General features: G+C 40.9%; 30 protein-coding genes. 24 read left to right on the top strand and 6 right to left on the bottom strand.

The annotated features are described in order from the left end of the window. Nucleotides 1-37: 37 nt before the first annotated feature. From AC20OE_RS13740 to AC20OE_RS13765, 6 genes are all read left to right on the top strand, one after another. Nucleotides 38-196, top strand: coding sequence for a hypothetical protein (locus tag AC20OE_RS13740; RefSeq protein WP_165585041.1), 159 nt, complete (start codon nucleotides 38-40; stop codon nucleotides 194-196). Between the two features lie 4 nt (nucleotides 197-200). After that, nucleotides 201-488 carry a hypothetical protein gene (locus AC20OE_RS13745; protein ID WP_048239883.1) on the top strand — a complete coding sequence of 96 codons (288 nt, stop codon included), beginning with the start codon at nucleotides 201-203 and terminating at the stop codon, nucleotides 486-488. 175 nt (nucleotides 489-663) lie between these two features. Continuing rightward, complete coding sequence (locus tag AC20OE_RS13750; RefSeq protein ID WP_487268902.1) at nucleotides 664-1,755, top strand: response regulator aspartate phosphatase; 1,092 nt, start codon at nucleotides 664-666, stop codon at nucleotides 1,753-1,755. A gap of 2 nt (nucleotides 1,756-1,757) precedes the next feature. After that, nucleotides 1,758-1,892 (top strand): hypothetical protein, encoded by a 135-nt coding sequence (locus tag AC20OE_RS13755; protein ID WP_258182627.1) that lies wholly within the window; start codon nucleotides 1,758-1,760, stop codon nucleotides 1,890-1,892. Nucleotides 1,893-2,007: 115 nt separating this feature from the next. Further along, entirely contained in the window at nucleotides 2,008-3,936 is a 1,929-nt protein-coding gene (locus tag AC20OE_RS13760) for a T7SS effector LXG polymorphic toxin (protein WP_487268903.1), read from the top strand. Between the two features lie 7 nt (nucleotides 3,937-3,943). Further along, nucleotides 3,944-4,426 carry an immunity protein YezG family protein gene (locus tag AC20OE_RS13765; protein WP_058837633.1) on the top strand — a complete coding sequence of 161 codons (483 nt, stop codon included), beginning with the start codon at nucleotides 3,944-3,946 and terminating at the stop codon, nucleotides 4,424-4,426. Nucleotides 4,427-4,513: 87 nt separating this feature from the next. Here AC20OE_RS13765 and AC20OE_RS13770 read toward each other — a convergent pair whose 3' ends face one another. Then, entirely contained in the window at nucleotides 4,514-4,975 is a 462-nt protein-coding gene (locus AC20OE_RS13770; protein ID WP_099663283.1) for a macro domain-containing protein, read from the bottom strand. Between the two features lie 203 nt (nucleotides 4,976-5,178). Here AC20OE_RS13770 and AC20OE_RS13775 point away from each other — a divergent pair, with 203 nt between their 5' ends. Together AC20OE_RS13775 and AC20OE_RS13780 are read left to right on the top strand one after the other, a co-directional pair. Continuing rightward, nucleotides 5,179-5,721 (top strand): GNAT family N-acetyltransferase, encoded by a 543-nt coding sequence (locus AC20OE_RS13775; RefSeq protein WP_099663284.1) that lies wholly within the window; start codon nucleotides 5,179-5,181, stop codon nucleotides 5,719-5,721. Nucleotides 5,722-5,863: 142 nt separating this feature from the next. Further along, nucleotides 5,864-6,445: an undecaprenyl-diphosphatase gene (locus tag AC20OE_RS13780; protein ID WP_487268904.1), complete on the top strand. Its 582-nt coding sequence runs from the start codon at nucleotides 5,864-5,866 to the stop codon at nucleotides 6,443-6,445. A 51-nt stretch (nucleotides 6,446-6,496) separates the two neighbouring features. Here AC20OE_RS13780 and AC20OE_RS13785 read toward each other — a convergent pair whose 3' ends face one another. Beyond that, nucleotides 6,497-6,868 carry an iron chaperone gene (locus AC20OE_RS13785; protein WP_058837630.1) on the bottom strand — a complete coding sequence of 124 codons (372 nt, stop codon included), beginning with the start codon at nucleotides 6,866-6,868 and terminating at the stop codon, nucleotides 6,497-6,499. A gap of 406 nt (nucleotides 6,869-7,274) precedes the next feature. On the opposite strand from AC20OE_RS13785, the gene AC20OE_RS13790 reads away from it, so the two are divergent. The 5 genes from AC20OE_RS13790 (at nucleotide 7,275) to AC20OE_RS13810 (ending at nucleotide 11,769) form a co-directional block, all read left to right on the top strand. Further along, the gene (locus tag AC20OE_RS13790; RefSeq protein ID WP_099663287.1) at nucleotides 7,275-7,928 is read left to right on the top strand and encodes a CotZ-related putative spore coat protein; all 654 of its coding nucleotides are present in this window, start codon (nucleotides 7,275-7,277) and stop codon (nucleotides 7,926-7,928) included. Nucleotides 7,929-8,002: 74 nt separating this feature from the next. Continuing rightward, nucleotides 8,003-8,347 (top strand): DUF3992 domain-containing protein, encoded by a 345-nt coding sequence (locus tag AC20OE_RS13795; protein WP_047203956.1) that lies wholly within the window; start codon nucleotides 8,003-8,005, stop codon nucleotides 8,345-8,347. 44 nt (nucleotides 8,348-8,391) lie between these two features. After that, nucleotides 8,392-9,726, top strand: coding sequence for a BclA C-terminal domain-containing protein (locus AC20OE_RS13800; RefSeq protein ID WP_487268905.1), 1,335 nt, complete (start codon nucleotides 8,392-8,394; stop codon nucleotides 9,724-9,726). A 241-nt stretch (nucleotides 9,727-9,967) separates the two neighbouring features. Next, entirely contained in the window at nucleotides 9,968-11,080 is a 1,113-nt protein-coding gene (locus AC20OE_RS13805) for a response regulator aspartate phosphatase (protein ID WP_099663289.1), read from the top strand. 455 nt (nucleotides 11,081-11,535) lie between these two features. Beyond that, on the top strand, nucleotides 11,536-11,769 hold the full coding sequence (locus AC20OE_RS13810) for a hypothetical protein (protein WP_024425111.1): 234 nt from the start codon (nucleotides 11,536-11,538) through the stop codon (nucleotides 11,767-11,769). A 40-nt stretch (nucleotides 11,770-11,809) separates the two neighbouring features. Here the strand turns inward: AC20OE_RS13810 and AC20OE_RS13815 are convergent, their stop codons facing one another. Then, nucleotides 11,810-12,505 carry a YoaK family protein gene (locus tag AC20OE_RS13815; protein ID WP_099663290.1) on the bottom strand — a complete coding sequence of 232 codons (696 nt, stop codon included), beginning with the start codon at nucleotides 12,503-12,505 and terminating at the stop codon, nucleotides 11,810-11,812. Between the two features lie 67 nt (nucleotides 12,506-12,572). Next, nucleotides 12,573-14,405 (bottom strand): DNA ligase D, encoded by a 1,833-nt coding sequence (locus AC20OE_RS13820; RefSeq protein WP_099663291.1) that lies wholly within the window; start codon nucleotides 14,403-14,405, stop codon nucleotides 12,573-12,575. Between the two features lie 115 nt (nucleotides 14,406-14,520). Here AC20OE_RS13820 and ku point away from each other — a divergent pair, with 115 nt between their 5' ends. After that, complete coding sequence (gene ku / locus AC20OE_RS13825; protein WP_048240214.1) at nucleotides 14,521-15,369, top strand: non-homologous end joining protein Ku; 849 nt, start codon at nucleotides 14,521-14,523, stop codon at nucleotides 15,367-15,369. Between the two features lie 213 nt (nucleotides 15,370-15,582). Here ku and AC20OE_RS13830 read toward each other — a convergent pair whose 3' ends face one another. Continuing rightward, entirely contained in the window at nucleotides 15,583-16,026 is a 444-nt protein-coding gene (locus AC20OE_RS13830; RefSeq protein WP_099663292.1) for a DUF2188 domain-containing protein, read from the bottom strand. A 165-nt stretch (nucleotides 16,027-16,191) separates the two neighbouring features. Between AC20OE_RS13830 and AC20OE_RS13835 the strand changes: the two genes are divergently transcribed. From AC20OE_RS13835 to AC20OE_RS13865, 7 genes are all read left to right on the top strand, one after another. Further along, nucleotides 16,192-16,665, top strand: a complete 474-nt coding sequence (locus AC20OE_RS13835; protein ID WP_052196523.1) for a VOC family protein — start codon at nucleotides 16,192-16,194, stop codon at nucleotides 16,663-16,665. Between the two features lie 48 nt (nucleotides 16,666-16,713). Further along, nucleotides 16,714-17,127: an Rrf2 family transcriptional regulator gene (locus AC20OE_RS13840; RefSeq protein ID WP_059375422.1), complete on the top strand. Its 414-nt coding sequence runs from the start codon at nucleotides 16,714-16,716 to the stop codon at nucleotides 17,125-17,127. Nucleotides 17,128-17,227: 100 nt separating this feature from the next. Further along, a complete protein-coding gene (locus AC20OE_RS13845) occupies nucleotides 17,228-18,079 on the top strand; it encodes an SDR family oxidoreductase (RefSeq protein ID WP_099663293.1) in 852 nt (283 codons plus the stop codon). 390 nt (nucleotides 18,080-18,469) lie between these two features. Beyond that, on the top strand, nucleotides 18,470-19,192 hold the full coding sequence (locus AC20OE_RS13850; RefSeq protein ID WP_058838693.1) for a (Fe-S)-binding protein: 723 nt from the start codon (nucleotides 18,470-18,472) through the stop codon (nucleotides 19,190-19,192). Nucleotides 19,193-19,207: 15 nt separating this feature from the next. Continuing rightward, complete coding sequence (locus AC20OE_RS13855; RefSeq protein ID WP_099663294.1) at nucleotides 19,208-20,629, top strand: LutB/LldF family L-lactate oxidation iron-sulfur protein; 1,422 nt, start codon at nucleotides 19,208-19,210, stop codon at nucleotides 20,627-20,629. Then, on the top strand, nucleotides 20,629-21,351 hold the full coding sequence (locus AC20OE_RS13860) for a LutC/YkgG family protein (protein WP_059375419.1): 723 nt from the start codon (nucleotides 20,629-20,631) through the stop codon (nucleotides 21,349-21,351). The genes AC20OE_RS13855 and AC20OE_RS13860 overlap by 1 nt, the downstream gene beginning before the upstream one ends. A gap of 145 nt (nucleotides 21,352-21,496) precedes the next feature. Continuing rightward, on the top strand, nucleotides 21,497-22,405 hold the full coding sequence (locus AC20OE_RS13865) for a DMT family transporter (RefSeq protein WP_039178879.1): 909 nt from the start codon (nucleotides 21,497-21,499) through the stop codon (nucleotides 22,403-22,405). 12 nt (nucleotides 22,406-22,417) lie between these two features. On the opposite strand, the gene AC20OE_RS13870 is transcribed toward AC20OE_RS13865, so the two are convergent. After that, nucleotides 22,418-22,609: a TIGR00366 family protein gene (locus AC20OE_RS13870; RefSeq protein WP_039178883.1), complete on the bottom strand. Its 192-nt coding sequence runs from the start codon at nucleotides 22,607-22,609 to the stop codon at nucleotides 22,418-22,420. A 110-nt stretch (nucleotides 22,610-22,719) separates the two neighbouring features. On the opposite strand from AC20OE_RS13870, the gene AC20OE_RS13875 reads away from it, so the two are divergent. From AC20OE_RS13875 to AC20OE_RS13885, 3 genes are all read left to right on the top strand, one after another. Further along, complete coding sequence (locus tag AC20OE_RS13875; RefSeq protein WP_487268906.1) at nucleotides 22,720-24,936, top strand: RNA ligase; 2,217 nt, start codon at nucleotides 22,720-22,722, stop codon at nucleotides 24,934-24,936. A 64-nt stretch (nucleotides 24,937-25,000) separates the two neighbouring features. Next, on the top strand, nucleotides 25,001-25,711 hold the full coding sequence (locus tag AC20OE_RS13880; RefSeq protein ID WP_058838689.1) for a DUF421 domain-containing protein: 711 nt from the start codon (nucleotides 25,001-25,003) through the stop codon (nucleotides 25,709-25,711). Nucleotides 25,712-25,938: 227 nt separating this feature from the next. Further along, nucleotides 25,939-26,517 (top strand): TetR/AcrR family transcriptional regulator, encoded by a 579-nt coding sequence (locus tag AC20OE_RS13885; protein WP_041109214.1) that lies wholly within the window; start codon nucleotides 25,939-25,941, stop codon nucleotides 26,515-26,517. Nucleotides 26,518-26,523 lie beyond the last annotated feature (6 nt).

Raw genomic sequence — 26,523 nt, forward strand, 5'->3', positions numbered from 1 at the left:
TATGTTTTTAATATATCAAAATCACGGAGTGATAAATATGAAAAAAGAGAAATTACTGGAAATATTCAACGAACTTTTGGAAGAATGGTATAGTGCAGAATGTACCCTAGAAGGATTTTCAACATTTCAAGACGAAGACTCACTAGAAAAACAGAAAAAAGAGTACGTTGAACGTTTTAATGATGCTTTAGAATAACGGTTTGAAATATTTCCCTTTCTGTCGATATTATTCACGAGGTGATTTCAAGTGGAATGGAACCCAATTAAAAGTATTCAGAAAGAAAATAGAGAAATTAAGGAATTTAGAAAACAGAAATTCAGATATTGCTGGAACTATCGCAATGATATACACTATTCCTGTTTTTATTTATCTAATGTTTTCATGGGCAGTGATAAAGGACAGCTTCAACAAAGCCACAGTTAATTATTTTAAAGACTTGCTTATCCTTGCAAGAGATGAGAAAAAGAATGATGTTGAAATTGTTTAGTACTCCCATGTCATTCTCTTTTAAAGCACTCTACATAAAAAATACCTTTTATAGATAAGTATGTTTGCATTTTGCGGGATACCGAAAACTTTTAAAATGAACACCTTGTCTTTACATATGTTGTAAATGTCATGTTAAAATTATACAAAGGAAATGATAGCAAGGGGGTAATGGGATGTCGAATTTGATTTCTTCTGTAGATGTAGCAAACACGCTCAACAAATGGTATTTACATATTAAAAAGAGGGAAGTTTCACAAGCAGTAGAGCTGAGGGATGAGATTCAAGAAATGTTAGGCGAAATGGAAGAAAATCAAGATGTGTTACTCTATTTCAATATTCTTGATTACAGATTTAAGGTACTGATGGAAGATTTAGTGGGGCAACCAACAATAACAGAAAATGAAAGAGTCAAAACAGATGACATGCTAAGGTTTTACTTTTATCTTTTCAAAGGTATGTATGAGAGTGCAAAGAATAACTATTCAGAAGCCCTAGTCCTATTCAGAGTAGCTGAGAGACAGTTGGACAAGGTACATGATGAAATTGAAAAGGCTGAGTTCCATTATAAAATTGGCACACTCTACTATTTCAATAAAGTCACGCTTCTTTCTCACCATCATCTACAAACAGCAAAGGACATCTACAAAGGTCATGAAGGTTACAGCATACAGACCATAAACTGTAATATGTTGTTGGCACTGAATTTGATTGATGACGGTAGACTAGACAAAGCTGAACGGATACTTTTGGATTGTGTCGATAGACTGATTGAAAAGAATGATAAGAGATTGTTAGCTTTGGCTTATTATGATTTGGGATTTCTCAAAATTCAAGATGACCACCATATAGAAGCAATTGAATATTTTAACAAAGCAATTTCGGCAGATGATCTAAAACAGTCAGCTCCTGTTTCATACTTACAATGTGCGTATGAATTTGCAAGATCAAGCTACAAATCAAATCAGTTGGATCAGGCAATAAGTTGGGTTACTGAGGGGAAAAACTTCTCTAAAGAACAGCAGAACACAAACTTTATGTTGAAATTCAATATCCTTGAGAAATGTTATACAACACCACAGGAAAGCTATGAAGATATCAAGAAAGGGCTATGTCTTTTGGAAGAAAGAAAAGCATATGTTGATATAGAGGCTTTAGCTCCTGATGTTGCCTCCATTTATAAGAAGTTAAATCTTTATGAAGAAAGCAACTATTTCTTGGAATTGGCTTTAAAATCTTGTACGCTAATAGGAAAGGAGGTCATATGATCATGAAAAAAATAATGATGATGATTACTACTGCTTTGCTATTATGTGCAATTCTTGGAATGCCTGCTGGACAACAAACTCAGGCAGATGCTAAAAATGAGGTAGTGTTGCTTTTCTCTAGAGGTGCAGGATCATAAAAGGGAATCCACACTACGGAGGATAATTGGTTAAAAAACGATAAAGTGGATTAAAGTGTAAGACTCCTTATGGTATTCTAGTAAAAGAATACGCCATAAAAGGAGTCTTTTTTATATGAAAATATTAGATGCTCCATCTTTACTTTCAGCTGTCGAACAAAGGTCAAAAGTCTATCAGGAGCTTCGAGACGAAATGCAGCATGTGAAAAAAGCATTAAAAAGTGTGTCGGGATTAGGTGATGAATTTACTGGAAAAGGTGCAGACAATATCAAGGCCTTTTATGAAGATCTTGCGCTTTACACAGATACTTATCTTGACTTTATTGATATGCAAAAAGCGTTTTTAGATGGGGTAAAAGGAAAGCTTGATGATGAATCGTTAGGCGGAAGTACATTTATTGATGAGCACTTTTTAGATGCTCAATTGAAACAAGGCTTTCAAAACAATAAGGATATGGTCAAGGAACAAAAAGAAGCCCTATCCACTATTTTTGACGACATCAGTGATCTCATAGAACTGAATGTATTTTCAAGTAAAGAGGTCAATGAGCATTTAGATGATGCGAACAAAAAAAGAAAAGATGCAATTGAGGCTTTACATAAAATAGATCATGAGCTAAAAACAGAATACGCAAAATCAGAAGCGATTGAAAAACACCTCTCAACTTTTTATGCAAAGATGATGGCTGCTACAGGAAAAGGAAAAAATGCGCAGCCCATGTATTACGATGCAAAAGCATTTCATGAGACAGATGTGTACAAGAATCATGATAAAATCGATGCACAGGTGAAAGCATATTTAAAAGTGAAAAAAGAAGAAAAAGAGAAACGAAGAATCAAAGAATTGAAGGAAAAGCTCAACGATCCTTCTTGTTTATCAGAAGAGAAATACTTTGAGATTGTAGACGAAATTGGTTATGAGAATCTTTCTTACGATCAAAAAATGTATTACAGCCAGCTTCTCCAGATCAAAGCGCAGGAAGAAGCCTCAGAGGGGTTCGTTGATGTTGTAAAAGGTGCAGCAGTTGGTCTATATGATGTGGCCAAAGATACAGTAGTTGGCATCTATGATCTTGTGACAGATCCTGGAGGTGCCGTTGAATCGGTTGTAACGGCTGTTTCACATCCAATTGAAACATCGAAAGCGATTGGAAAGTCGATTTCGGACTCATTCCAAAAAGAAGTCATCGATGGTGATGCATATTCTCGATCACACTGGTTTGCCTATGCGACTGGTTCTCTAGCAGAAATTGTCTTTGGTTCTAAAGGTGCAGGAGCCATTACAAAAACGGGGACAACAGCGGCCAAAACAACGGTGAAGAAAGGCCTTGAACAAGGAGCAAAATCATTAGACAGAGTCTCTATTCCGAATCTATTGCCGTACTCACCAAAATTTCAACTGGCTGGTGGCCCGAAGCTGCCGTATAACGTGTTTGACGGAGAAAATCTCAAAAATAAACTCCTCTCCATGGCAAAGCGTCTAGACAACAATTCAGGATATGGCATCTCTAAGACAGGCAGACGCTTACCAGCACCAAAATCACCACCAACTGTTGTCAGTTACGGAGATCATTATGTGAGATGGAAACGTAAAAAAGTGCTAAAACCTAATGTTGTCTATTCAACCAAACAAGGTTACACCTACACCACCGATCACTACGGACGTATTGTCAAAGTCGAAGCAAGTGATTTAAAATACGGAGAAGTCAAAAGAAACCAATATGCCCAATCCAATTCAGGAAAGCCTGATCGATTACTAGATGATGACGGAGGTCACTTGATTGCCTCTATTTTTAAAGGTTCTGGGGATATTGATAACCTTGTTCCGATGAATTCACAGATTAATAGAAGCGGTGGGAAATGGTACAAGATGGAGCAAACATGGATAAAGGCTCTAAGTGCAAACCCGCCCAAAAAAGTTAACGTAGAAATTAAACCCCTATACAATAGTGACTCATTGAGGCCAACAGAATTTAAAGTAAATTATACAATAGAGGGAAAATTGAAAAGAACTGTTGTGATACAGAATCAAGCAGGAGGTTGACAAAAAGGTGCAAAATCAAGCAGATCTATTTAAGAAAATCGCAGAAGAGGTTAATGAAATTATACCAACTGATTGGTATAAAATTATTCTTTATGCTGAAGTACTCGAAGATTCATCAGAAGTGTTTTTTTTCTTTAAAACAGACTGTGATAAAGAGTATATCTATTCTCATGATATTCCAGAAACGTTTAATGTAAGTGAAAATATTTATGAAGATTTACTTCTAAATTTACATGCTTTGTTTAAAGAATTGTGGGTTAATGATAAAGAAATTAATACTGATGTGTGGACTAGTGCAACATTAAAATTAAATAACAAAGGGGAGTTTTCCATCGAATATGATTTTTCAAATATATTAGAAGATGGAATAGATGAAGTTCAAAAACAGGAGATATGGATGTATCAAAATATTGGAATACTTCCAGAAGATCAGGAAGATCGAGAATTTGTGATTGAATATATTAAGAACAAAGAAAAGAATGATAACTAGTTTACTTGCATAGAAAGAGCACCGTTCCAGGCAGAATGGTGCTTTTATTCTTTAATGACTACTTTTAATTAACAATAAAACTTCTCTTTATTTAAACCGATAAACCGTCACCTCACAATCACCCAGTTCTTCTTCAATCATCTCTTCCACAATCGTCCAATCGCCACCGGCCAAGCCGCAGCCGATCCCGTATGGAATGGCGATGGACGTTTGGTTTTTCTCTTCAGGTGATTGTGTAACTGTATCCTTTAGGTGTTGAAAGCAGCTGCGTAAAGCATCGTAGTCAGTTTGCTTTCTTGTTCTTCCATACCCAGCTTGGGCAAATAAGTTGGCAATTGTTTTTCCATCTTTTGTTGTGATGAGTTGAATGGAGCTTAGCAAGTCATCTCCTTGTTCTGTACATAACTGTTTATAATCTTTGTACACATTCGGATATTTGCTTTTGATCTGTTTCGCTAATCCAGCGCCCATGACTCCTTTACAGTTCACTTGGTGACAGATAATGTCTTCGCTTGCCTCTAAAATGTTGCCATCTACCGTTTTGATCATATGATGTAACCCCTTTTTGATAAAATGCAAACCTATGTTCTATTATAACAGTTGTCATCATGTTATTTAATAGCCAAAATGTTTTTGATGGGTTTATTTGAAGACAATTCAATATGAATCTGATTGTCAAAGTTGATACATGTCATCTAGAATATGGAGAGACCGCAAACGCGAAATCAAGCAGAAACAGTGAGGGGTAACATATGAATCTATTAGAAACGAACCGGTTAATGATTAGACCGTTTTGCGATGAAGATGCGGCAGGAATGCTAGAATACTTGGCTCATCCAAGAGTCAATTGTTTTCTTGATGATCGAATCTCTACATTGGAGGAAGCGGCTGCTAAGGTGCAAAAGAGAAAAGAAGATCACTCGTATGTAGCGGTTTGTTTAAAAGAAAGTGGGCAGGTTATTGGTGAATTGTTTCATTTAAAAGAGGAGCCTGATACTTATGCAATTGGATGGAATTTTAATGCAGCGTATGAAGGGAAAGGATATGCGCGTGAGAGTGCTGAAGCATTCTTATTCTATTTATTTTTAGAAAAGAGAGCAAGGCGTCTTTATGCCTATGTAGAGGATGAAAATGTCCGTTCACAGGCATTATGTGAGCGATTAGGCATGCGGAAAGAAGGCCTTTTTCTTGAGTTTATTTCATTTACGAACCATGAAGACGGCACACCTAAATATGAAAACACATATCAATATGCTTTGCTAAAAAAAGAATGGGCGCAACATCACTCTCGTTAAACAAGTTAGTACATGATGTTCAAGTGACATAAAAGTGACAAACCTGTCATATGATTCCATGGTTTGTTCGTTCGATCGATGGAGGCAGACATCTCATTTCAATTATCCTTATCATAAATCAAGTAAAAAAGGATGAAATGAGATGCGGGGATTTAATGAAGATTTGTTTAGGTGGGTGAATCAGCTCAGTATTGATTATGGTTCCTTGAATCCGATATTTATTGGACTAGCTGAATATACAGTGCTGCTGGCAGCACTCATGTGTCTGTTTGTATGGTTTCAAAATCGCAGCAGGTACAATAGGGCGATGGTCGTTTCTGCTGGACTGACCTTCATATTGGCAGAGTTACTCGGGAAAATCGCAGGGGTGTTTTATTTCAATCAGCAGCCCTTTGCAGAAATGAGCCACGTCAATCTTTTGATTCAAAAGGAAGTGAATAACTCGTTTCCGAGTGATCATACCATCTTTATTTTTTCGATTTGCTTGATCTTTTGGCTGTTTCATAAACGCCATTTTTATTGGCTGATCATTGCGTGTGCTGTTGGATTTTCAAGGATTTGGGTAGGTGTTCATTATCCATTTGATGTCTTCGCAGGAGCTGCTATAGCGTGTCTAACAGCCGCTGCTGTTGTATATTTGCCGATATGTCAAAAAAGTGTTAATTCCATCTTGTCATGTTATGAGTGGCTTGAACAGAAATTGGTAGGGAAGAGAACAAAATAACATGAAGCAGTAAAATACCCCGATCTGTTAACGCTGAGATCGGGGTACTGTTTATTTTCGCCAAAACGTTGAACAATCCGCTTTGTCTTCGATATTAAATTCAATGATTTTTTTCAGGAGAGGATAATCAACTGGCAAGCTTTCTTTCATGCGAAACATCTTTTTTCCATGATCGTACCCAGCTTGTACAATGTCAGCTGAAAATTGATCAATTCCTTTTCCTTCTGGTGCGACAGAAATGTGATGTTTTGCGACGCTAAACCCAATAATAAATGTACCGTGATCTGTGAACATAGGCTGATTCCAAGCAATTCTTGGCTCTAATTGAGGGAATGTGTCTTCTACCCATTGTAAGATGTCTTGAGTGCGCTGCTTCAGCTCGGGGTTACCGATGTTGCTGATATATTCTTCAAACACATGCATGATGTTTATCCTCCATTTCCATCGACCTCATAAGCCTCAGACGGGATTCGAACCCGCACTCCTTTCGTAAGCATAGGCTAGGGGCAACACGCTTCCCTACGGAATTTCACCGACAGGAATCTCACCTGTCTCAGCTCATGTGCTTTTCGGTGCTTCTGAAACCCTTGCCTTGCGACCCGCCAGCTACAATTTGTTTTACGGCGCTCTTCCCTTCTAGAGCTACTGAGGCGTGTAAGTGATTGATCATATTATATAAAGAAACTGGATAAATGAAAAGCTGCGCTGATGACTGGTGCCGATGGTCCTTAGGCAATCGCACAAAATAGTCAAAGGCACATATGATAAAAGACCATATGGATTTGTATACAGCATTGAATTGGGCTGATGGAAAGTGACAAAACTGTTGATGAGTAAACTGAAAGAGATAAACAATCAAAAAAAAAATGATGGCTTTACTCACAAACGTTCATTGAGTTCTCCTTTTTTGCTCATCATGGAAGATGGGGAACCTTTCTACTCATGGGTGTTCTTTGAGAGAAGTATATTTAAGACTTGTTATTTTTCTTTGATTTCCATCAATGAAGAACAGAATTGTGTGGTGTTAGAGCTTCTTGTTCCGTGTTGCATGAGATCGTCGTGCTGTCAGAAAGTCTTGTATCGATCCAGCTCAAAAATCCTTGTCGACCTGTCTTTTTTATGCGGATTGATGAAAGTGAAGCTGCCTGTATATGATGCGCTCATATTAAAGAACATTGAATCTCATCACATCCTTCTTTGTTTTTCAGCATCGTCCAGTTCGGTTGAAATATGGCGTAATGGAACAAAATTACTGAATACAGCAACAGTGGTTTTGCATCATCATGATGATCAAAATGTGCCAGTTTCTATCACCATTCAAACAAAAAAAACATGTCATGACATCTATGTCCAAAAGGGAGAAAGCCGGGCGGTTACGGTGAAAGATATGATGTTGATTTTAAAGAATCAAGCTGCTGAAAACGTGCAAGCGCGATTAGAAATACAATTAAACATGGTACAAAGGAAGAAAATAAGGCTTTAAGTTTGGGATAATCGCACAATCTTCGTAGATCACTAGATCATAGTCTATCAAGAATAGGTTGAAGGAGGGTTATAATGGCTATTTTAGGCGGGTGTAGTAATGAGCAAACAGGCTTTGTGAATGATGCAGTATGCTTCACGGTCGATTTAGCAGCAGCTGCTGATGCAGTTGTTGTCTGGACAGACGGAACACCATTTGTCATAAACGGGACCATTATGGTGGAAAACAATGGGATCGCAGCTGTAGCACCTACTGTGACATTAGAGGTAAACGGTGCGGCTGTTCCAGATTTCACAGTACCTCCAGGGGAGAGTCAATCCATTACGCTTAATGACCTGAACTCCATTGGGATTGTAGCTACTGGCGGGACCTCGACTGGAAGTATTGTCGTTTCTTTTTCTCTCAATTATCAGTATTAGTGTGTATGTCTTGAAGATTCCACAGATTGAAAGTAGTGAGAGACATGTGCGCCCAACTTAATATGTGTGGAGGTATAACGGGTCCAACGGGAGCAACGGGTCCAACCGGAGCCACCGGCTCGACGGGAATAACTGGTCCAACGGGAGTAACCGGCTCGACGGGAATAACCGGCCCAACGGGAGCAACGGGTCCAACGGGAATAACCGGCCCAACGGGAGCAACGGGTCCAACGGGAATAACCGGCCCAACGGGAGCCACAGGCCCAACGGGAGCAACGGGTCCAACGGGAGCCACAGGCCCAACGGGAGCAACGGGTCCAACGGGAGCCACCGGCTCGACGGGAATAACCGGTCCAACGGGAGTAACCGGCCCAACGGGAGCAACGGGTCCAACGGGAATAACCGGCTCAACGGGAGTAACCGGTCCAACGGGAATAACCGGCCCAACGGGAGCCACAGGCCCAACGGGAGCAACGGGTCCAACCGGAGCCACCGGCTCGACGGGAATAACCGGTCCAACGGGAGTAACCGGTCCAACGGGAGCAACGGGTCCAACCGGAGCCACCGGCTCGACGGGAATAACCGGTCCAACGGGAGTAACCGGCTCGACGGGAATAACCGGCTCAACGGGAATAACCGGCCCAACGGGAATAACCGGCCCAACGGGAGTAACCGGCCCAACGGGTCCAACGGGAATAACCGGCTCAACGGGAGTAACCGGTCCAACGGGAGTAACCGGCCCAACGGGAATAACCGGCCCAACGGGAGTAACAGGTCCAACCGGAGCCACCGGCTCAACGGGAGTAACCGGTCCAACCGGAGCCACCGGCTCAACGGGAATAACCGGCTCGACGGGAGTAACCGGTCCAACGGGAGTAACCGGCTCGACGGGAATAACCGGCCCAACGGGAGTAACAGGTCCAACCGGAGCCACCGGCTCGACGGGAGTAACCGGTCCAACCGGAACAAGTGTAACGGCTAACTCAATGTACGCGTCCAATACGTCGGGAAGTACAGTTCTCGTTGTCTTAGGCGGAACAGCTGTTTCTTTGTCTAATAATCAGACTTTAGATGGTTTTACGGCAAGTGGTGGAAATACGGTATTTACAGTGCCAGTCTCAGGTCGCTATTTCATCACGTATCAAGTGAACACAAGCGTAGCACTGCTTGCTGGAACGAGGATTGTCAACAGCGGATCTGCCATTCCAGGCTCTATTTTATCACCCGCTTTATCGGCATCTACCTACAATGTATCACTTATTACAACGCTTACAGCAGGTAACCAAATTTCTCTCCAAATTTTCGGAGTGGTCGCAACAGTTGTCTTACTTGGAGGAGGATCGGTTGGAGCGGCATTAACCATCATACGATTGGAATAAGATCAAAAAGCCCCAAAAAGGGCTTTTTTCATTTTGAGATGTTCTTTTTTAAAAAAAGGCTAAATTTTTAGGCAAATATCATTGACTAGAAGAAAGAAACGCACTTTCAATGGAAACGGTTATTGAAGATTCAAGTGATTCATATTAAAATGATGTCAAATGGACGAATTAGCAATTGCTAATAGAAGTTCCATATTTAGTGAAATCATGTGCTGTAGCTGAAGGTGATTGGGGGTGTAGAATGAGCAAAGTTCCTGTTGCGGAATTGGCATCATTATTAAATGACTGGAACATGGAAATCAAAAAAGATCATGCAGATGAGGCAGAACGGTTATTTGCCAAAGCGAAACAAGCAGTAGAGGAAATTGACGATGCGGATATCCTCATATACTATTCTCTTCTTGAGAAAAGACATCACATTCTTATGTACAATTTAAGAGGGCAAAAGGGCAATGTTTCAACGAAAAGTATAGAGGGTCATTATGGAAAAAAAGAAGATGACCTGTCTAATCGTCTTGCCTATTATTTCGATTTCTATGAGGGTGTGTATGAGCAGCATCAAGGTAATTATGAGGTTGCATTGCAAATGTATCAAAGTGCTGAAAAGCTCTTAGATAAAATTCCAAGTGAGATAGAACGTGCTGATTTCGATTTTAAAGTGGCATGGCTTTACTACCGGCTTAGTCATATCATGCTCTCATTAAGCTATATCCGCAGAGCGCTCCACGTCTATAAGCGGCACAAGCAGTATGAAAGAAGAACGGCCCTTTCATACTCTCTTATAGCAGCGAATCTAACAGAGATCGGCCGGTATGAAGAGGCGCTTGAGAATTATCGTCTGGCAGAAGAAGTTTTGACAAGTGAGCAGGATGATTTTATGCTGGCTCAGCTTCATCACAATGTGGCCATTTTATATTCATTTTGGAACAAACCCAAGGAATCGATACGTCATCTTGAAAAAGCACTGTCCCATCAAGAGTACTATGATTCAGATTTCTTTTTCCATTCTACGTATCTGATCAGCCGGGAACTCTGTGTGATTGGTGAAAAGCAGCGTGCAAGCCAATATATAGAGGCTGCATATGCCAGAATAAAGGATGCTTCGCATGAAGTGTTTCAGCTAAAAATAGGCATCGTACATGATCTTTACTTAACGCATGCGCCACAAAGATTTCAGCAAATTGATGAGAAATTAAGAAAGTTAGAACAGAAGAATGAATATCATGAAGTAAAAGAGCTATCACAATTTGCAGCAAAATATTGTGAAAAGCAAGCACTTTATGAGCAGTCTGTTTTTTACTTGAACAAAAGTTTAGAAGCGGATTTACATATGAAAAGAATGGGGTTGATTTAAGATGAAAACAGGATTAAAAGTATTATTTGTTGTCGGTTTAGCGGTCGCTGCGACTGTTCTATCGCAAAACGTTGCGGGTTCATTCGAAGTTGCAGAAAAAATCATTGGTGGTTAATACCATGTATCTCTCGCCCTTGTTGATATCGTCAGCAAGGGTTTTTTGTGTTTTAATAGGCTCTTCTTATTAAACGCTACAAGAACGTTTAATAAGAAGAATTCGCAACAAAGGGGGTGTGCAAATTTATTACCTGCTCCATTATTCTAAATAAACATAGGGCAGAGCAACAAGTTAAAAAGGTCACTTTTCTTTGCTTAATTTAATTTTTTGCAGGACTTTTCATTCAAATTTTATCAAATTGGTCTAATGTACATAGAAGGAAAAGAAAAAGCAGGAGCACCGCCCCTTTTGTCATGCATATGATGAGATAAGGTCTGATTTGAAGGCAGGTGATTGTATGTATCCACGGGTTTATGGTGGTTTTCATGGAGGCGGTTTTAGCGGAGGCGGGGCACATATTGGGCCAGTTGGTTCCCATATCGGCTTTGGCGGATATTATTTGAGCCCTGGTGTATTCTCTGGCTTAGGCGGTTTTCCCGGGTACGGAGGATTCGGGACATTTTCTGGATATCCATATGGTTCTACGTTCATCATGGGGCGCCCTCCTGGATTTTATGTGAGGAGTTATTAGTGTAAGATCACAATCATTGAAATAGCCTTCTAAAGAGAGGCTATTTCAATTGGTGAAAGTGCTTCAATCCAGCTGTTATCACAATGATTCCTAGGATGATGATAGGCAGCCAAATGATGATAAACGGGTCGTAACGATCTGTGTATGCAGCAATAGCCGCACCTAGGCAGTAAAAGACAATAGATCCAATTCGCAGCAAGCTCACATGCTGAATAGGGGCTTTTCTTTTTTCCCTGTATGATATGCGCTGAGCTGCATCTTCAAATAGATTAGCGAGTGTACTCGTGAGAACAGTTGTAGAAATGCCAGCAACATTCAATTTACGAGCGGCTGCTGTCTGCATGCCCATGGCCATACTTAAAAGGATGATCAGCATAAAGTAAGCACCTTGTGTATAAGGGAAAATGGTCATGAGAGCAAATAGAAGCAAAATCATCACTTCTATGATAAAAATGCGTGTCACGGCTTTTGGCCAAAACGCTTTCTCATGCTTCCCGCCTACCACAACTGCAAGTAAAACCCCTAAAACGAATCCACTTAGAGCAATGATGGAATGCAGGGCCGTTAGCTGCAAGGAGCTTCCTGCTGCAATGCCAAGCAGCACAATATTACCTGTCATATTGGCTGTAAACACATGCCCTAGGCTTAAATAGCCAATTACATCCACAATTCCTGCGGAAAGACATAAGCAAATCAAAGCTGTATTACGAAATGAATGTGCGGTCAAAATCGTCATCCCTTTCTTCCTCTCTAATGAATAAGTGTAACGCTTCATGACCGCGGATGTCCATCTGATGAGAAGGTCACATGTGTGCAAGCTGATGTAAGACTTGTCTAAAAGCATCATCATTCACAAGGTGCCTCATGCGGCGGAACGGATCGCCTTTTTCCTTTAAACGCTCTATGACAGCTGGCATCGTAAAAAGAGTAGGATGAAGCTCATCATGATAGAGTTCGTCCCATTCAAGCGGTGTCGCAACAAGTCCAAGCTCATTTCCTCTCGGGGAATATGGAGCGATAATTGTTTTTCCAGCATCATGCTGAATGTAGTCTAAATACAAGCGATTGCCGCGATTTTTCTTAAGACGTTCCAGAGTAAATAGATCCGGTGCTTGCTCACATAAAAATTGGCATATAAACGCAGTGAATTGTCTTGTTTCTTCGTAAGTGAAGGCGTTTTTCTTTAAAGGAATATAGACTTGAAGCCCTTTGCCTCCGCTTGTTTTAATAAAGGCTGTGAGAAAAAGTCCGTCTAAAAGCACTTTGATTCGTTTAGCAGCTTCGATAGCTAGATGAAACTCATTTACAGATGGCGGGTCCAGATCAAAGACGATTTCTGTCGGCCGATCCGTATCTCTTGTTTCAAAAGGGATATGAAATTCCATCGCTAGCTGGTTGCCAAGCCAAAGAAGCGTACGAGGATCATTACAGACCGTGTAAGAAATATCATCAACTTCATCTGTCAAAACAAAATCCGGCGCATAATCAGGAGTTGACTTTTGATAAAAGAATTCGTCTCCACTGCCATGCGGATACCGAATTAAAGTAAGACGCCTTTCACGTAAAAAGGGCAAAAGATAGGGAGCCACTTGTCTTAAATAAAGTAAGTAATCTGCCTTGTTCAGTTGAAGGGCCGGGACAATCGGTTTCTCAGGGTGAGTGACGTCTATAACAGCAGGGAGTGGATACAGCTGTTTGAGCATTTGCTGAATTGTACATGCTGCTGGATCTGCATCTAGTAAAAAGGAAGAAAAACGCGGCTCTCTTAAAGCCGATCCATCAAAGGATATACACGCAATGCTGGCAACGATAGAAGGAGGGATTTCATATGTTGATCCTCCTGTTAACTGGCCATTTGTCTGAAATAGCGTGCGCAGTGTTTGTTCTTCTTCTTTAGAAAATCCATGCTTGAATTGGACAACCTCTATGAGAGCCGAATCTTGATAAATGGAGCCTTGGAAATAGCCATTTTCTTTGTCAAAACGGGTTACAATGACAGATACATACCGCCAGTTTTTTATTTTCAGCCATTCTTTTGAACGAGTATTGTCATGCCATTTACTCGTCTTTTTTTTCGCTACTAATCCTTCTGCTAAATACATCGTCATCAAGTTTTTCATGTATTCAGAGTCTGGATCTGTATGAATGACCTGCAGAAGGGAAGGGTGCTTCAGCTGAACTGATGAAGGGAGCTTTGCGTCTTGGAAAACTTGTTGCAGCTGATTTTTTCTTTCCGTCAACGGTAAATCAACGAGAGGTTTCCCTTTATATCTTAATAGATCAAACGCAATGAAATGACATGGAAATCGTTCAGCCTGTCTTTGGATGGCTTCTTTGTTTTTCAGCCGGCCTCTTTGTTGAACCTTCGCAAACTCACTTTGCTCTTCACTTAGTAAAAAGACCAATTCTCCGTCAAGTGTCAGTGGTAAAAAGGGAGCAAATTCGTCTCTTAATTGTTCGCACTGATCCATCACTTCAGGAAATTGCTCATTTAGCTGTTTTCCGGTCCTGCTTTCTAAACGAATCTCGTCTTCTTTCCATACAAGAATAGCCCGAAAGCCATCATATTTTAATTCATACACCCAGTCTGCACCGGCAGGTATATCATGTGCAGGTGTTAATCGCATAGGTTTCATTGTGCATGTCACTTCCTTATATCATGTGTTCTTAGAGTGGGATGAAATTTTCAATCACATACATAAGTATGGTGAAAACATTACATAGTAAGGAGAAAAGAACGGAGGAAGCGCGATGCATACAGTATGGAAAGGCGGCATTAGTTTCGGATTGGTTAATATTCCAGTCAAGCTGTTTACCGCTACAGAGAACAAAGACATTAAATTAAGACAGCTGCATAAAGAATGTCACACGCCCATTAACTACAAGAAAGTATGTGCCAATTGCGGTGAAGAGGTAGCGCCAGAACAAATTGTGAAGGCGTATGAATATGCGAAAAATAAATTTATTGAATTGGACGATGAAGAGCTAGAAAAACTTCGAAAAGAAAATGAAGAAAAAGCCGTTGAAATCATTGATTTTGTAAAGATTGAAGAGATTGATCCTATCTATTATGAAAGAAGTTATTTCTTATCACCGGATACCGGCGGAGCGAAGGCTTATTCATTATTAAGAAAAGCTTTAGAGGAATCGGGAAAAATTGGTGTCGCTAAGATTATGATTCGCTCAAAGGAGCAATTAGCAATCGTTAGGTGCTATGAACATATTTTGCTGATGGAAACCATTCATTTCCCTGACGAAATTAGACAAGTATCAGATGTGCCGAATATCCCCCAAGAGGAGAACATTGTCAAGAAAGAGTTAGATACAGCGCTCCTTTTAATCGAGCAGCTGACCACGACATTCGATCCAGCGGCATATCAGGATGAATACAGAGAACAGCTGATGAATTTAATTGGCGATAAAATATCTGGAGAACATACCGTTCAACCTGAAACGACAGGTAAAAAAGATCCTGCATCCAATGTGACTGATTTAATGGCCGCACTACAGGCATCAATCGACCGATCAAAACCAGCCAAAGCGAAAAAAGCAGCGCCTAAGAAAAGAAAAACTCCAGCGAAAAAAGAAAAGAATGCATAAAATAAGACCGCTGACAAGCGGTCTTAAATTGTTGACAAAAGACTAAAATGATCTTTATTTTAGCCTTTTGTTTTCCTTCAGCGTGATAGAAAACCTTTGCAGTCTAGGAAGGAACGAGTACCGGAGCGAATTTAACATTCGTGAGCACCGGCACGCAGGACTGACACCGAATGCGAGGGTTTGTCTACACGCTAAGACCGCTGACGAGCGGTCTTATTGCGGCTTTAACACGTCCTGAATCGTCCCATCTTTTCGGTGAATGACAACGGATGTTCCTTTATTAGCTGAAATCTCCTTTGCCCGGTCAATTGCTTCTTGTTTTGTTTCTTTGACCTCGCTTGCTCGTTTCGCTTTCTCTGTTTGAACCGCCCAGCCTTTCTCGTGTTTTACTACATGCTGCGCATGATCCATGAGCTCTGGTCTCGCAGAGCTGCTGCCTTCAGAAGGTTTGACAGAACCATGAGATGAGAAATTTTCTATCTCTTTCTCGGTGGCATTCTTTTTCCACTCTTTCGCTTGACTGATTGCAATTGGAATGGCTTTATTTTCCTCATAGCCTTCCTGAATCATTTTATTGGCAATCTCAAGTGCTTTTTTCCGAATGATGTTGTCTAATGATTGAAATGAAGCTGGATAATCGTTCATCGTCCAAGGCATATGAACCGCTCCTTTCTGTTATTTTATTTGAACACCTTCCCCCATCTGCAAAGGGTCAAACATACGATGTCTCTCAAACTAATGTTAGGGATAAAATACATCGTTTTGCTGAGGCAGAATATCATCAACTCCTGCAGAATAGAAGGTAGAAAAGGAGTGATTTTGATGATGATGAAAGGTTTATATGAAGCACATTTACCTGTGAGTGACTTGAAGGCATCTATTGCGTTTTATGAAAAATTGGAATTGACACTTGCTCATGAAAATGAACGAGTTGCTTTTTTATGGATTGAGAAAGGAAAGAGCTGGCTTGGCCTGTGGAAAGTAGATATGAACCATTTTCCATACCATCCCTCGACTCGGCACGTTGCCTTTCAAATTACAACGTCTAGTATCGAACAGATCAAGACTTGGCTGATCGAAAGAGGCATCAGCATTCACCCAATGTTTGGTTTTTCAGAAGAAAAGCAGCCTTTAGTTCTCGATAATCCGCCGCAATTTCATGCAGCGATCTATTTTCTTGACCCAGATGAGAATCTGCTTGAATGCATTGCTCCGCTTGAACTTGATACAGGAGAAGACTACGATATCATGACGTATGAGGATTGGGAACGAAAGAAAAATCCGTTTATTGATTGACAAAATCACTTATTGTAACTATATTGATTACAACGGTGGTGAAAGATTGTGAAACAAATTAGCAGCAGGTATCCGATTGCTGTTCATATTGTGTCATTTATTGCAGGTGTTCCAAAAGAGTGTACTAGTGATTTTATTGCAGAGAGCGTGAATTCAAATCCAGCCATTGTTCGAAAAATGATGGCAATGCTCAAACGGGCGGGTCTCATTGAGATTCGCCGCGGAGTAGGCGGTGCTTATTTAAAAAGAGCGGCCGGCGATATTACGCTGTTAGATGTGTATCGTGCTGTGGATGTAAGCGAGGATGAAGAATTGTTTAACTTTCATCAGCCCGTCATCGCATGCCCGATTGGTCAAGCGATGGACACGAGACTTCGGCATGAACTAAAAGAAGCACAAGCTGCACTTGAGAATCACCTAAAGCAAGTGACAATTCAGCAATTATTAACAGAGGCGGAATAAAAAAGCTCGTACATTAGAGCTTTTTTTACACCTTTGTTGTAACCATTTCGATTATAACGAATGCACATCACCGTTGAACGAAAAATGAGGAGGTCAACAAATGAAATTATTAGTAACAGGCGCAACGGGACAACTTGGATCGCTCGTCGTCAAGCATTTGCTTACAAAAGTACCGGCTGAACAAATTGCAGTCAGTGTTCGAAATCCGCAAAAAGCAGCACATTTGAAGGATGCTGGGGTGGATGTACGCCGTGGAGATTTTACTCAGCCAGACACATTGACATCAGCATTTGAGGGCATTGACCGTCTGTTGATCATTTCAACGGCAGATGGAGACCGCGTGCAGCAGCATAAAGCGGCAATCGAAGCGGTAAAAGCAGCAAATGTGAGTTTTATTGCTTATACAAGTGTTGTCAATGCAAGAGAGAGTCAGCTTGTCCTTGCAAATGACCATGCCAAAACAGAAGAAGCCATTTTGGCCTCTGGCATTCCTCATGTATTTTTAAGAAACAACTGGTATGTTGAAAACGAAAAAGATACGATTCTGGCGTCAGTCAGCGGCGCACCATTTTTAAGCCCTATTGGCGAAGGAAAGGTTGGCTGGGCAACAAGAAATGACTACGCAGAAGCGGCAGCAAATGCGTTAACACTTCCAGTACATGATCAGGAGATATATGAACTGTCAGGCCCGCTTCGGACACATAGTGATCTTGCACAAATTGTCAGCAAGGTGAGCGGAAAAGAAATCAAAGTAGAAAAAATAGATGTAGATACATTTGGAGAATTTTTAGCTTCAAATGGTGTACCAAAAGAAGCAGTGCCATTTGTCAAAGCCATTCAAAGCGGCATTCGCGATGGTGCATTAGCTGTCGAAAGCCAAGATTTCGAAACATTACTAGGACGGCCGTTAACACCTATTGAAGAAAGAATTCGTGAATTGATTTCAAAATAAACATCAAAAACGCCCTATGAAAAGGGCGTTTTTTAGATTGCTGACAAAGGGCTAAAATGGTTTTTATTTTAGCCCTTTGTCTTCTTTTCAGCGTGTTAGAAAACCTTTGCAGTCTAGGAAGGGCGAGCACCGGAGCGGAGCGAATTTGACATTCGTGAGCACCGGAGTGCAGACCTGACAACGAATGCGAGGGTTTGTCTACATGCTGAAACGCCCTATGAAAAGGGCGTTTTTTTATTTAGTCACACAGTCCATAAGTACAAATTTTAGACAAATCACTTCGTTGAAATTTCAGAAATTTGGGATTAAAATGAAATTAAGGCCTGTTATTTAATCATCAGATGATCAGAATGATGAATCAAAATGCAGCAATAGAAGGGAAGTTCGCCGATGAAAGTCCATTTATTCGTTACTTGTTTAGTCGACACGATGCAGCCAAATGTAGGAAAGGCGACAGTGGAAGTATTGGAAAGACTCGGTGTTGAAGTGGAATTTCCAGAAGCACAAGTGTGCTGCGGACAGCCAGCCTTTAACAGCGGCTATACAAAGGAGACAATCAAAGCAGCGAAAAACATGATCAAAGCCTTTGAGTCAGCTGAATATGTTGTGACACCATCAGGTTCGTGTAAGGCGATGTTTTTAGAATATCCTCATCTTTTAAAAGAAGACCGAGTGTGGTCGGCCAAAGCTGAGGCACTTGCCGCAAAAACATATGAATTAACAGAGTTTATTGTTGATATATTACACGTGACAGATGTAGGAGCAAGCCTGAAAGGGAACGCAGCCTATCACACCTCCTGTCATATGACGAGACTGCTGCGTATTAAGGAGGCGCCTTTTACGCTGTTGTCAAATGTCAAAGATTTGACGATGAGACCATTGCCCCGCGCAGAAAATTGCTGCGGATTTGGAGGAACCTTTTCAGTGAAAATGACCCCTATTTCTGAGCAGATGGTTGACGAAAAAGTACAAAGCATAGAGGAGACAGGCGCTGATTATATCATTGGTGCTGACTGCGGCTGCCTGCTGAATATTGGCGGGAGGCTGAACCGTCTTGATAAACCCATCCAAGTGATGCACATCGCAGAAGTATTAAACAGCCGCGGACTTTAAGAGGAGGAACAGCACATGAGTATGAAAATTGGAGAAAAGGCCTTTAAAGAACGGATCGGGAAAGGTTTAGAAGACGCTGTCATGAGAGGTGCTGTCTCCTCAGCACAGGAACGTCTGTATAAAAGGCGGCTGACTGCAAGTGAGGAGCTTGGCAATTGGGAAAAGTGGCGTGAGCTTGGTGAGGAAATCCGGCAGCATACGCTGACGCATCTTGATGACTACTTATATCAATTAAGTGAAAGTGTAAGTGCACGAGGAGGCCATGTCTTTTTTGCAAAAACAAAGGAAGAGGCATCAGCATATATTCAAGAGGTGGCACAGAAAAAAGCAGCCAAAAAGGTCGTCAAATCAAAATCAATGGTCACAGAAGAAATCGAGATGAATCAAGCGCTTGAAGAGATCGGCTGTGAGGTAGTAGAAAGCGATCTTGGCGAATATATTCTGCAAGTGGATGATCATGAACCGCCTTCACATATTGTGGCACCTGCCCTTCATATGACGAAAGAACAAATACGGGAAGTATTTCATGAGAAGCTAGGGTATGAGATGTCAGAAACACCCGAAGAAATGACGAATTTTGTAAGAGCCATCTTGCGTGAAAAATTCCTAGAAGCTGATATTGGTGTGACCGGCTGTAATTTTGCAGTGGCCAACACAGGGTCCATCTGCCTTGTAACAAATGAAGGGAATGCGGATCTTGTCACGGCTATACCGAAGACGCATATTGCCGTTATGGGAATGGAGCGGCTTGTTCCAACGATGGAGGAACTGGATGTCCTTGTGGGTCTTTTGTGCAGAAGCGCAGTCGGCCAGAAATTAACTAGTTATATTTCTGTAGTGGGACCAAAAGGAGAAGGTGAAGTGGATGGACCAGAAGAATTCCACTTGGTCATTGTGGACAATGGGCGGTCAAATATATTAGGAACGGCCTTTCAGCCTGTTCTCCAATGTATCCGGTGTGCAGCCTGCATCAATGTCTGCCCCGTTTACCGGCATGTTGGCGGACATTCGTACGGTTCGATTTATCCAGGACCAATCGGAGCTGTTCTTTCGCCGCTTCTTGGCGGCTATGATGACTACAAGGAGCTCCCCTTTGCATCAAGTCTGTGCGCAGCCTGCACGGATGCTTGTCCAGTGAAGATTCCACTTCATGAGTTATTGATTAAACATAGACAGGTAATCGTTGAAAAAGAGGGGAGAGCGCCTAAAGCTGAAATGCTGGCGATGAAAATGTTTGGCATGGGGGCAGCGTCTCCCGGGATGTATCAATTTGGAACAAAAGCAGCCCCTGCATTGATGAATCGTATGGCGACAAACGGACAAATTTCAAAAGGAATAGGTCCTTTAAAGAATTGGACAGATATTCGTGACCTGCCAGTTCCAAGTAAAGAAAGATTCAGGGATTGGTTTAAAAAGAGACAAAAGGAGGAGAAGTGATGAAGGGGACCATTTCTCACCGAGAGTCGTTTTTATCTCATATCCAGCATCAATTAGGCAAAAACTCTTCCCCATCTGCCTCTATTCAACGGCCGGCATGGAAGCATCAAGTCCAGTGGGATACAAACGGAAGTTTGTCTAAAGATGAATTAGTCGAGCAATTGAAAAAGCAATGTCAGCAAATTCATACAAGAGTAGTCGAAACAACACCGGAGAAAGCGCCCTCGGTATTACGATTGTTGATGACAGAATATGGTGAGGGTGCTGTGATGACATCGTGTGATCATCGCTTTGAACAATATGGTTTCAGCCCTATGTTTGACAGCTTGCAACGAGATGGGATTTCCATCGCCTGCTGGAATACAGATCTATCAAGAGAAGAAAACATAAGGCAGGCAGAACAAGCGAAATATGCAGTTGTGTTCAGTGATTATACCCTTGCAGAATCAGGTACAGTTGTCCTTTCATCCCATCAAGGTCAAGGGAGAGCGCTGCATTTTTTGCCAATGATGTATATCGTGTGTATAGAGAAAAGCTCGATTATTCCGCGAATGATTCAGGCTGTTTCGGCTCTTAATCGCTCAGTAGAAGAGGGGGAGCAGGCGAAAGGTGCCATCCATTTCATATCAGGTCCAAGTAATTCTGCCGATATTGAAATGAATTTAGTGGTAGGGGTTCATGGTCCAGTTCAGGCCATTTATCTGTTAATAGATGATGAATGAAGGCTTTCGTAATGAAAGCTTTTTTTCATCCAACAAGTTGACGCCAGTTTTAAAAAATCATCTTGCCACTAGGTGAATGGACATAGTAAGATGACGACATATAAGATGAACTGCTCATCTACTGCTGATGTAAAGGAAGCTGCTAATGGAAATCAAGACAACTGCTCAAACGAAATCAATTGCACTGCCACTTGTGATTTCGATAATTGCTATTTCGTTTTCTGCAATCATTGTGAAATGGTCAAATGCACCTGCTGCTATTTTAAGTATGTATCGAATGATCTTTGCGGCGGCTTTCATGCTGCCATTTATCCTGCCAAGAAAAAAAGAATTTCTCTCAATAAAACGCAGAGACTGGTTTTTCTTATGTATGTCAGGCTTCTTTTTAGGCCTCCATTTTGTGCTGTGGTTTGGCTCACTGAAGCTGACGACAGTGGCAAGCTCTACCATTATTATCGCTCTACAACCGATGGTGTCCTTATTAGGCGGATTCCTCATTTTCCGTGAACGAACGACGATGTCTGCTCTATTGACGATGTGTGCAGCGATTGTTGGTGCCCTCATGATAGGCTGGGGAGATATTGGTCATAGCAAGGAAGCCATCTTAGGAGATATTTTATCCTTTTTGAGTGTGATCGCTGTTGTTTGTTACTTGTTAATAGGTCAACAGGCTGTAAGAAAAATATCTCATTGGATTTATAGTTTTTGTGTATTTGGTTTTGCTGGTCTTTTTTTAATTTTATTCAATCTGCTTCAGCAAACCCCTTTTATAGGCTATCCGGCTAAGGAGTGGGGAATCTTTTTATTGCTCGCTATCATTCCCACTATGTCTCATGTCATTAATAATTGGCTTTTAACTTATGTTAATGCGACAACCATTTCAATGAGTATACTAGGAGAACCTGTTGGGGCAACGATCCTTGCTGTATGGCTTCTTGGAGAGAAAGTCACGCTGCTCCAAATGCTTGGCGGTCTGCTTGTTCTTTTAGGTGTCTTTTTCTTTTTGATGCAGCAGCGTCAAGGAATCGTGATGAAAACAAAAAAATCCGGTTAACTCCCGGATTTTTTACTCTTTTAGATCGTTTTTTTCAATCACTTTGTTTAATCTTGCCTCGATTTTTTTCAATTCCATTCGTTTTCTTCTAATCATTCGAAATGCGAGGACAATGATTGTCACAATAAAGGCAATGAATAGAAGAGAGAACACTTGAAATAGAAGATCTCCCATGTTGAATGCCATATTCTCTCCATTAAACATACGTAAAACCTCCCTTTCTATCTATATATTACCATAATCAATAAAAGATTGAGATTTATCCATAATTTATCTATAATAGGTAAAATATCACTCATTAAAGGAGAACCAATATGAGAACTTTAGTCCTTTTACGAGGTCTCCCAGGCGTAGGTAAATCAACATGGATCAAAGAACAAGGCTTAGAGCCTTACACTTTATCAGCGGATCAAATCCGGCTGTTAACCCAGCCGCCGCAGCTATCAGTCAATGGGAAACTAGACATTTCAAGCAAGCATGACCACAAAGTTTGGTCTTTATTATTCGATTTACTCACAGCCCGTATGGAGCGCGGAGACTTTACTGTGATTGATGCGACACATATTTCAAGCAAATCAATTTCTCAATATAAGTCTTTAGCGACATCGTATCGTTATAGGGTGTATGTCGTCGATTTCACGCAGGTGCCCCTTGAGACCGCTCTTTTACAAAATCGCTCACGTGAATCTCACAAAGTGGTGCGTGAATCTGTTTTGTATCAAATGAACGAGCGGTTAAAAACAGAAAAGGTCCCGTCATGGGTGACTGTTTTGAAGCCGGAGGAATATCCGCAAGTGATGACCTATCAGCCTCGATCCTTTGATCAATATGAGGCCATTCATGTTTTCGGGGATATTCACGGTTGTTACACCGCACTTACCACTTATTTGCAAGGAGATATCAAAGAAAACGAACTTTATATCTTCGCAGGTGACCTTCTTGATAGAGGAATAGAAAACAAAGAAGTATTAGAATGGATGCTTGCCCATAGAGAATGCCGGAATGTCATCGTCATTGAAGGCAATCATGATCAGCATTTATACCGGTTTGCGCATGGTGAAAAGGTCAAAAGCAATATGTTTAATCGTCATACTGCGCCTGAAATCGAAGCAGCTGATTTTGATTTAAAAGAAGTACGAAAGTTTGTTAGAACATTTCACCAGCTTACGTATTTTACATACCATGGCCAGACATTTCTTGTTACCCACGGGGGGCTTGCTCATTTGCCAGAAGAGCTTCTGCATGTCTCAACACAGCAGCTCATTCACGGCGTAGGAGAATATTCAGATGACATTGATCACTTGTTTGTTCAAAACACGGCTGGGCTGGATGTCATCCAAATTCACGGTCATCGCAATTTATACAGACTGCCAATTCACGCAGCGGAAAGATCTTATAACCTAGAAGGTCAGGTTGAATTTGGGGGGCAGCTGCGGGTGTTGAAAATCACGGCTGAAGGGATTAAGACTCATGAAATTGACAATCCAGTCTACAGAGCTTCTGAGAAAAAACAATCAGCTGCTGTTCAGCCAGATATTTCACTGGATGATTTTTTAGCCCATTTAGATCAGCATGAATATGTACAGGAATTAAAGCTTCCACACCATATTTCATCTTTTAATTTTACGAAAAAGGCTTTTAGTGAGCGGCAGTGGGACGATGTGAATGTGAAGGCAAGAGGTTTGTTTGTCAACATGGTTTCAAAGCAGATTGTGTCTAGAAGCTACAATAAATTTTTTAACATTGATGAGCGTCCGGAGACAAGAATGCAGCATTTAGTGAACCATTTACAATTCCCTGTCACCGTATATGATAAAGCAAATGGATACTTAGGAACTGTTGGGTATAACGAAATGGAAGATGAATTGGTGTTTACGTCCAAATCGTATACATCACATGTGAAACAAAATCAGCATGCCTCCTGGGTCGAAGAGCTATTTTATAAGACCTTCGATGACGTGCAAGCTGACTACATCAAATCATACGTCCGTGACCAGCATGTATCTCTGGTGTTTGAAGTCATTTTGCCAGAAAAAGATCCGCATATTATCACATATGAACAAGATCAACTCATTTTACTCGATATAGTGAAGCGGCAGTTAAGCTACGAAAAAGCACCATTCGCTGAAGTGAAAAGATTAAGAAAGCAGCTGGGAATATCCAGCAAGCAGGAAGTGGCTGTTTTCCATGATTGGACGTCTTTTTATAAATGGTATCAAGCGGTCTCTCATGATGACACAATGAAAGAAGAGGGATATGTCATGGAGGACGCTCGCGGCTTTATGACCAAACTCAAGCTCCCTTATTATCAATTCTGGAAGCAGATGCGCGGGATCAAGCAGCGCGTTGCAGAGAAGCGTTCCTCGCAAAAATATATGCATGCTTTGCAAACAGCGGAGCAAGCTAAGTTCTATACGTGGCTTCTTGAGCAAGAAGCAGATCATGTGAGGAATAGCTCAATTATTGAACTGCGATCACAATTTGAACAAAGCAGTACTGCCCAATTGAATAATGATGAAATAAATGCATAGTCTAACAAAGAGTCTTTTCTAAGGAAAAGGCTTTTTTTGATGCAAATGAAAGGTGGACACTTGCATGTCTGAACATATTGAAGTGATTCTTCGGACGATGTTTGCTTTTGCGATTTTATTTGGAGGAGCACGTCTTTTAGGGAAACAAACCATTGCGCAAATGAATATTTTTGATTTTATAGCAGCCATCAGCTTAGGTTCAATTGCTGCAAACCTGGCGTTTAATACAACGCTGCCGCTACAGCACACAACGATTTCCTTTGTGTCACTTGTCATGATTATTTATGTGATTTCCCTGATTGCATTAAGAAGCCGGAAGATGAGAGGGCTGATGGCTGGTAAACCAACTCTTGTCATACAAAATGGAAAAATTCTTGAAGGAAATATGAAGGGAATGAGATATACCCTTGATTATTTAAATCAGCAGCTGAGAGAAAAAGACATCTTTGATATTAGTGAAGTTGAATTTGCCATGATTGAAACAGATGGGCATATGTCAGTGAAAAAATACCCTTCGTTTGAAAATGTCACACGGAAGGATCTTCATTTATTCATGAAGGCAGAGCGTTACATGCCGATTGAAGTCATCATGGACGGGAAACTCATCCAAAAAAACATACATGAAAATCATTTAACAGAGCAATGGATAGAAGAAGAGCTTAAAAAAAGGCAGCTGTCCTTAAAGGACATTGTTTATGCTGTCCGTTCAAGTAATGGAAGCTTGTATATTGATACATATGACGACCACATTCAGTCACCAATCGATCAGGAATGAATGTGTAGTGCCGATGACACCTGCATGACACACATTTGACAATCTTTATAAGTCCTTTGGATGTCATCTGCCTAGGTATCATTTCTCAATTATTATTATTTTCAGAAAATGTGGTGACGGAGTAAAATAAGTGTGTTTAAGTATAAATAGATGAAATTGAAATATTAATATAATATACCGTTTTCGGAATGAACGTTCATTCCTATATTTCAAAAGGAGGGGATGAAATGCCAGCAGTGACTGATAAACAAGAACAGATCATGAAAGCTTCGCTGGAACTATTTATAGAACGAGGCTTTGATGGCACCACAATGCCGATGATTTCAAAAAGAGCAAACGTCGGAGCGGGCACCATTTACCGTTATTTCGACAGCAAAGAGGCACTCGTCAATATTTTGTACCAGCGCAGCCTCTCAGCATTTATCGAAAAAATGAACACAAACAGTCCAGATCCAAAGTTAAGTATTCGCGCGTACTTTAAGCATGTATTTTATTGCTTGGTTTTGTTTACAAAGGAGAATCCAAGCGGGCTGTATTTTTTAGAGATTGATAAACGGTCCCATTACTTAGACGAAACGAGCAAAGAGAAAATGCAGCATTTGTTACATGAGCTGTTCCTTATCTTTGAAGAAGGGAAAAAGGATGGAATTCATCCAAACCTCTCTGGCAGAACCATTTTATCGATTGTATTTGGTGCTTTTGTGCAGCTGCATAAACAAATTCTTGCAGAAGAAATAGAGCCAACAATTGAATTTTTAGAGGAGATTGAGCAATGTTTATGGCGCGCCATCAGCGTTGCATCATAAAGAGAT

The sequence above is a fragment of the Bacillus sp. SRI_025 genome, assembly GCF_057592095.1.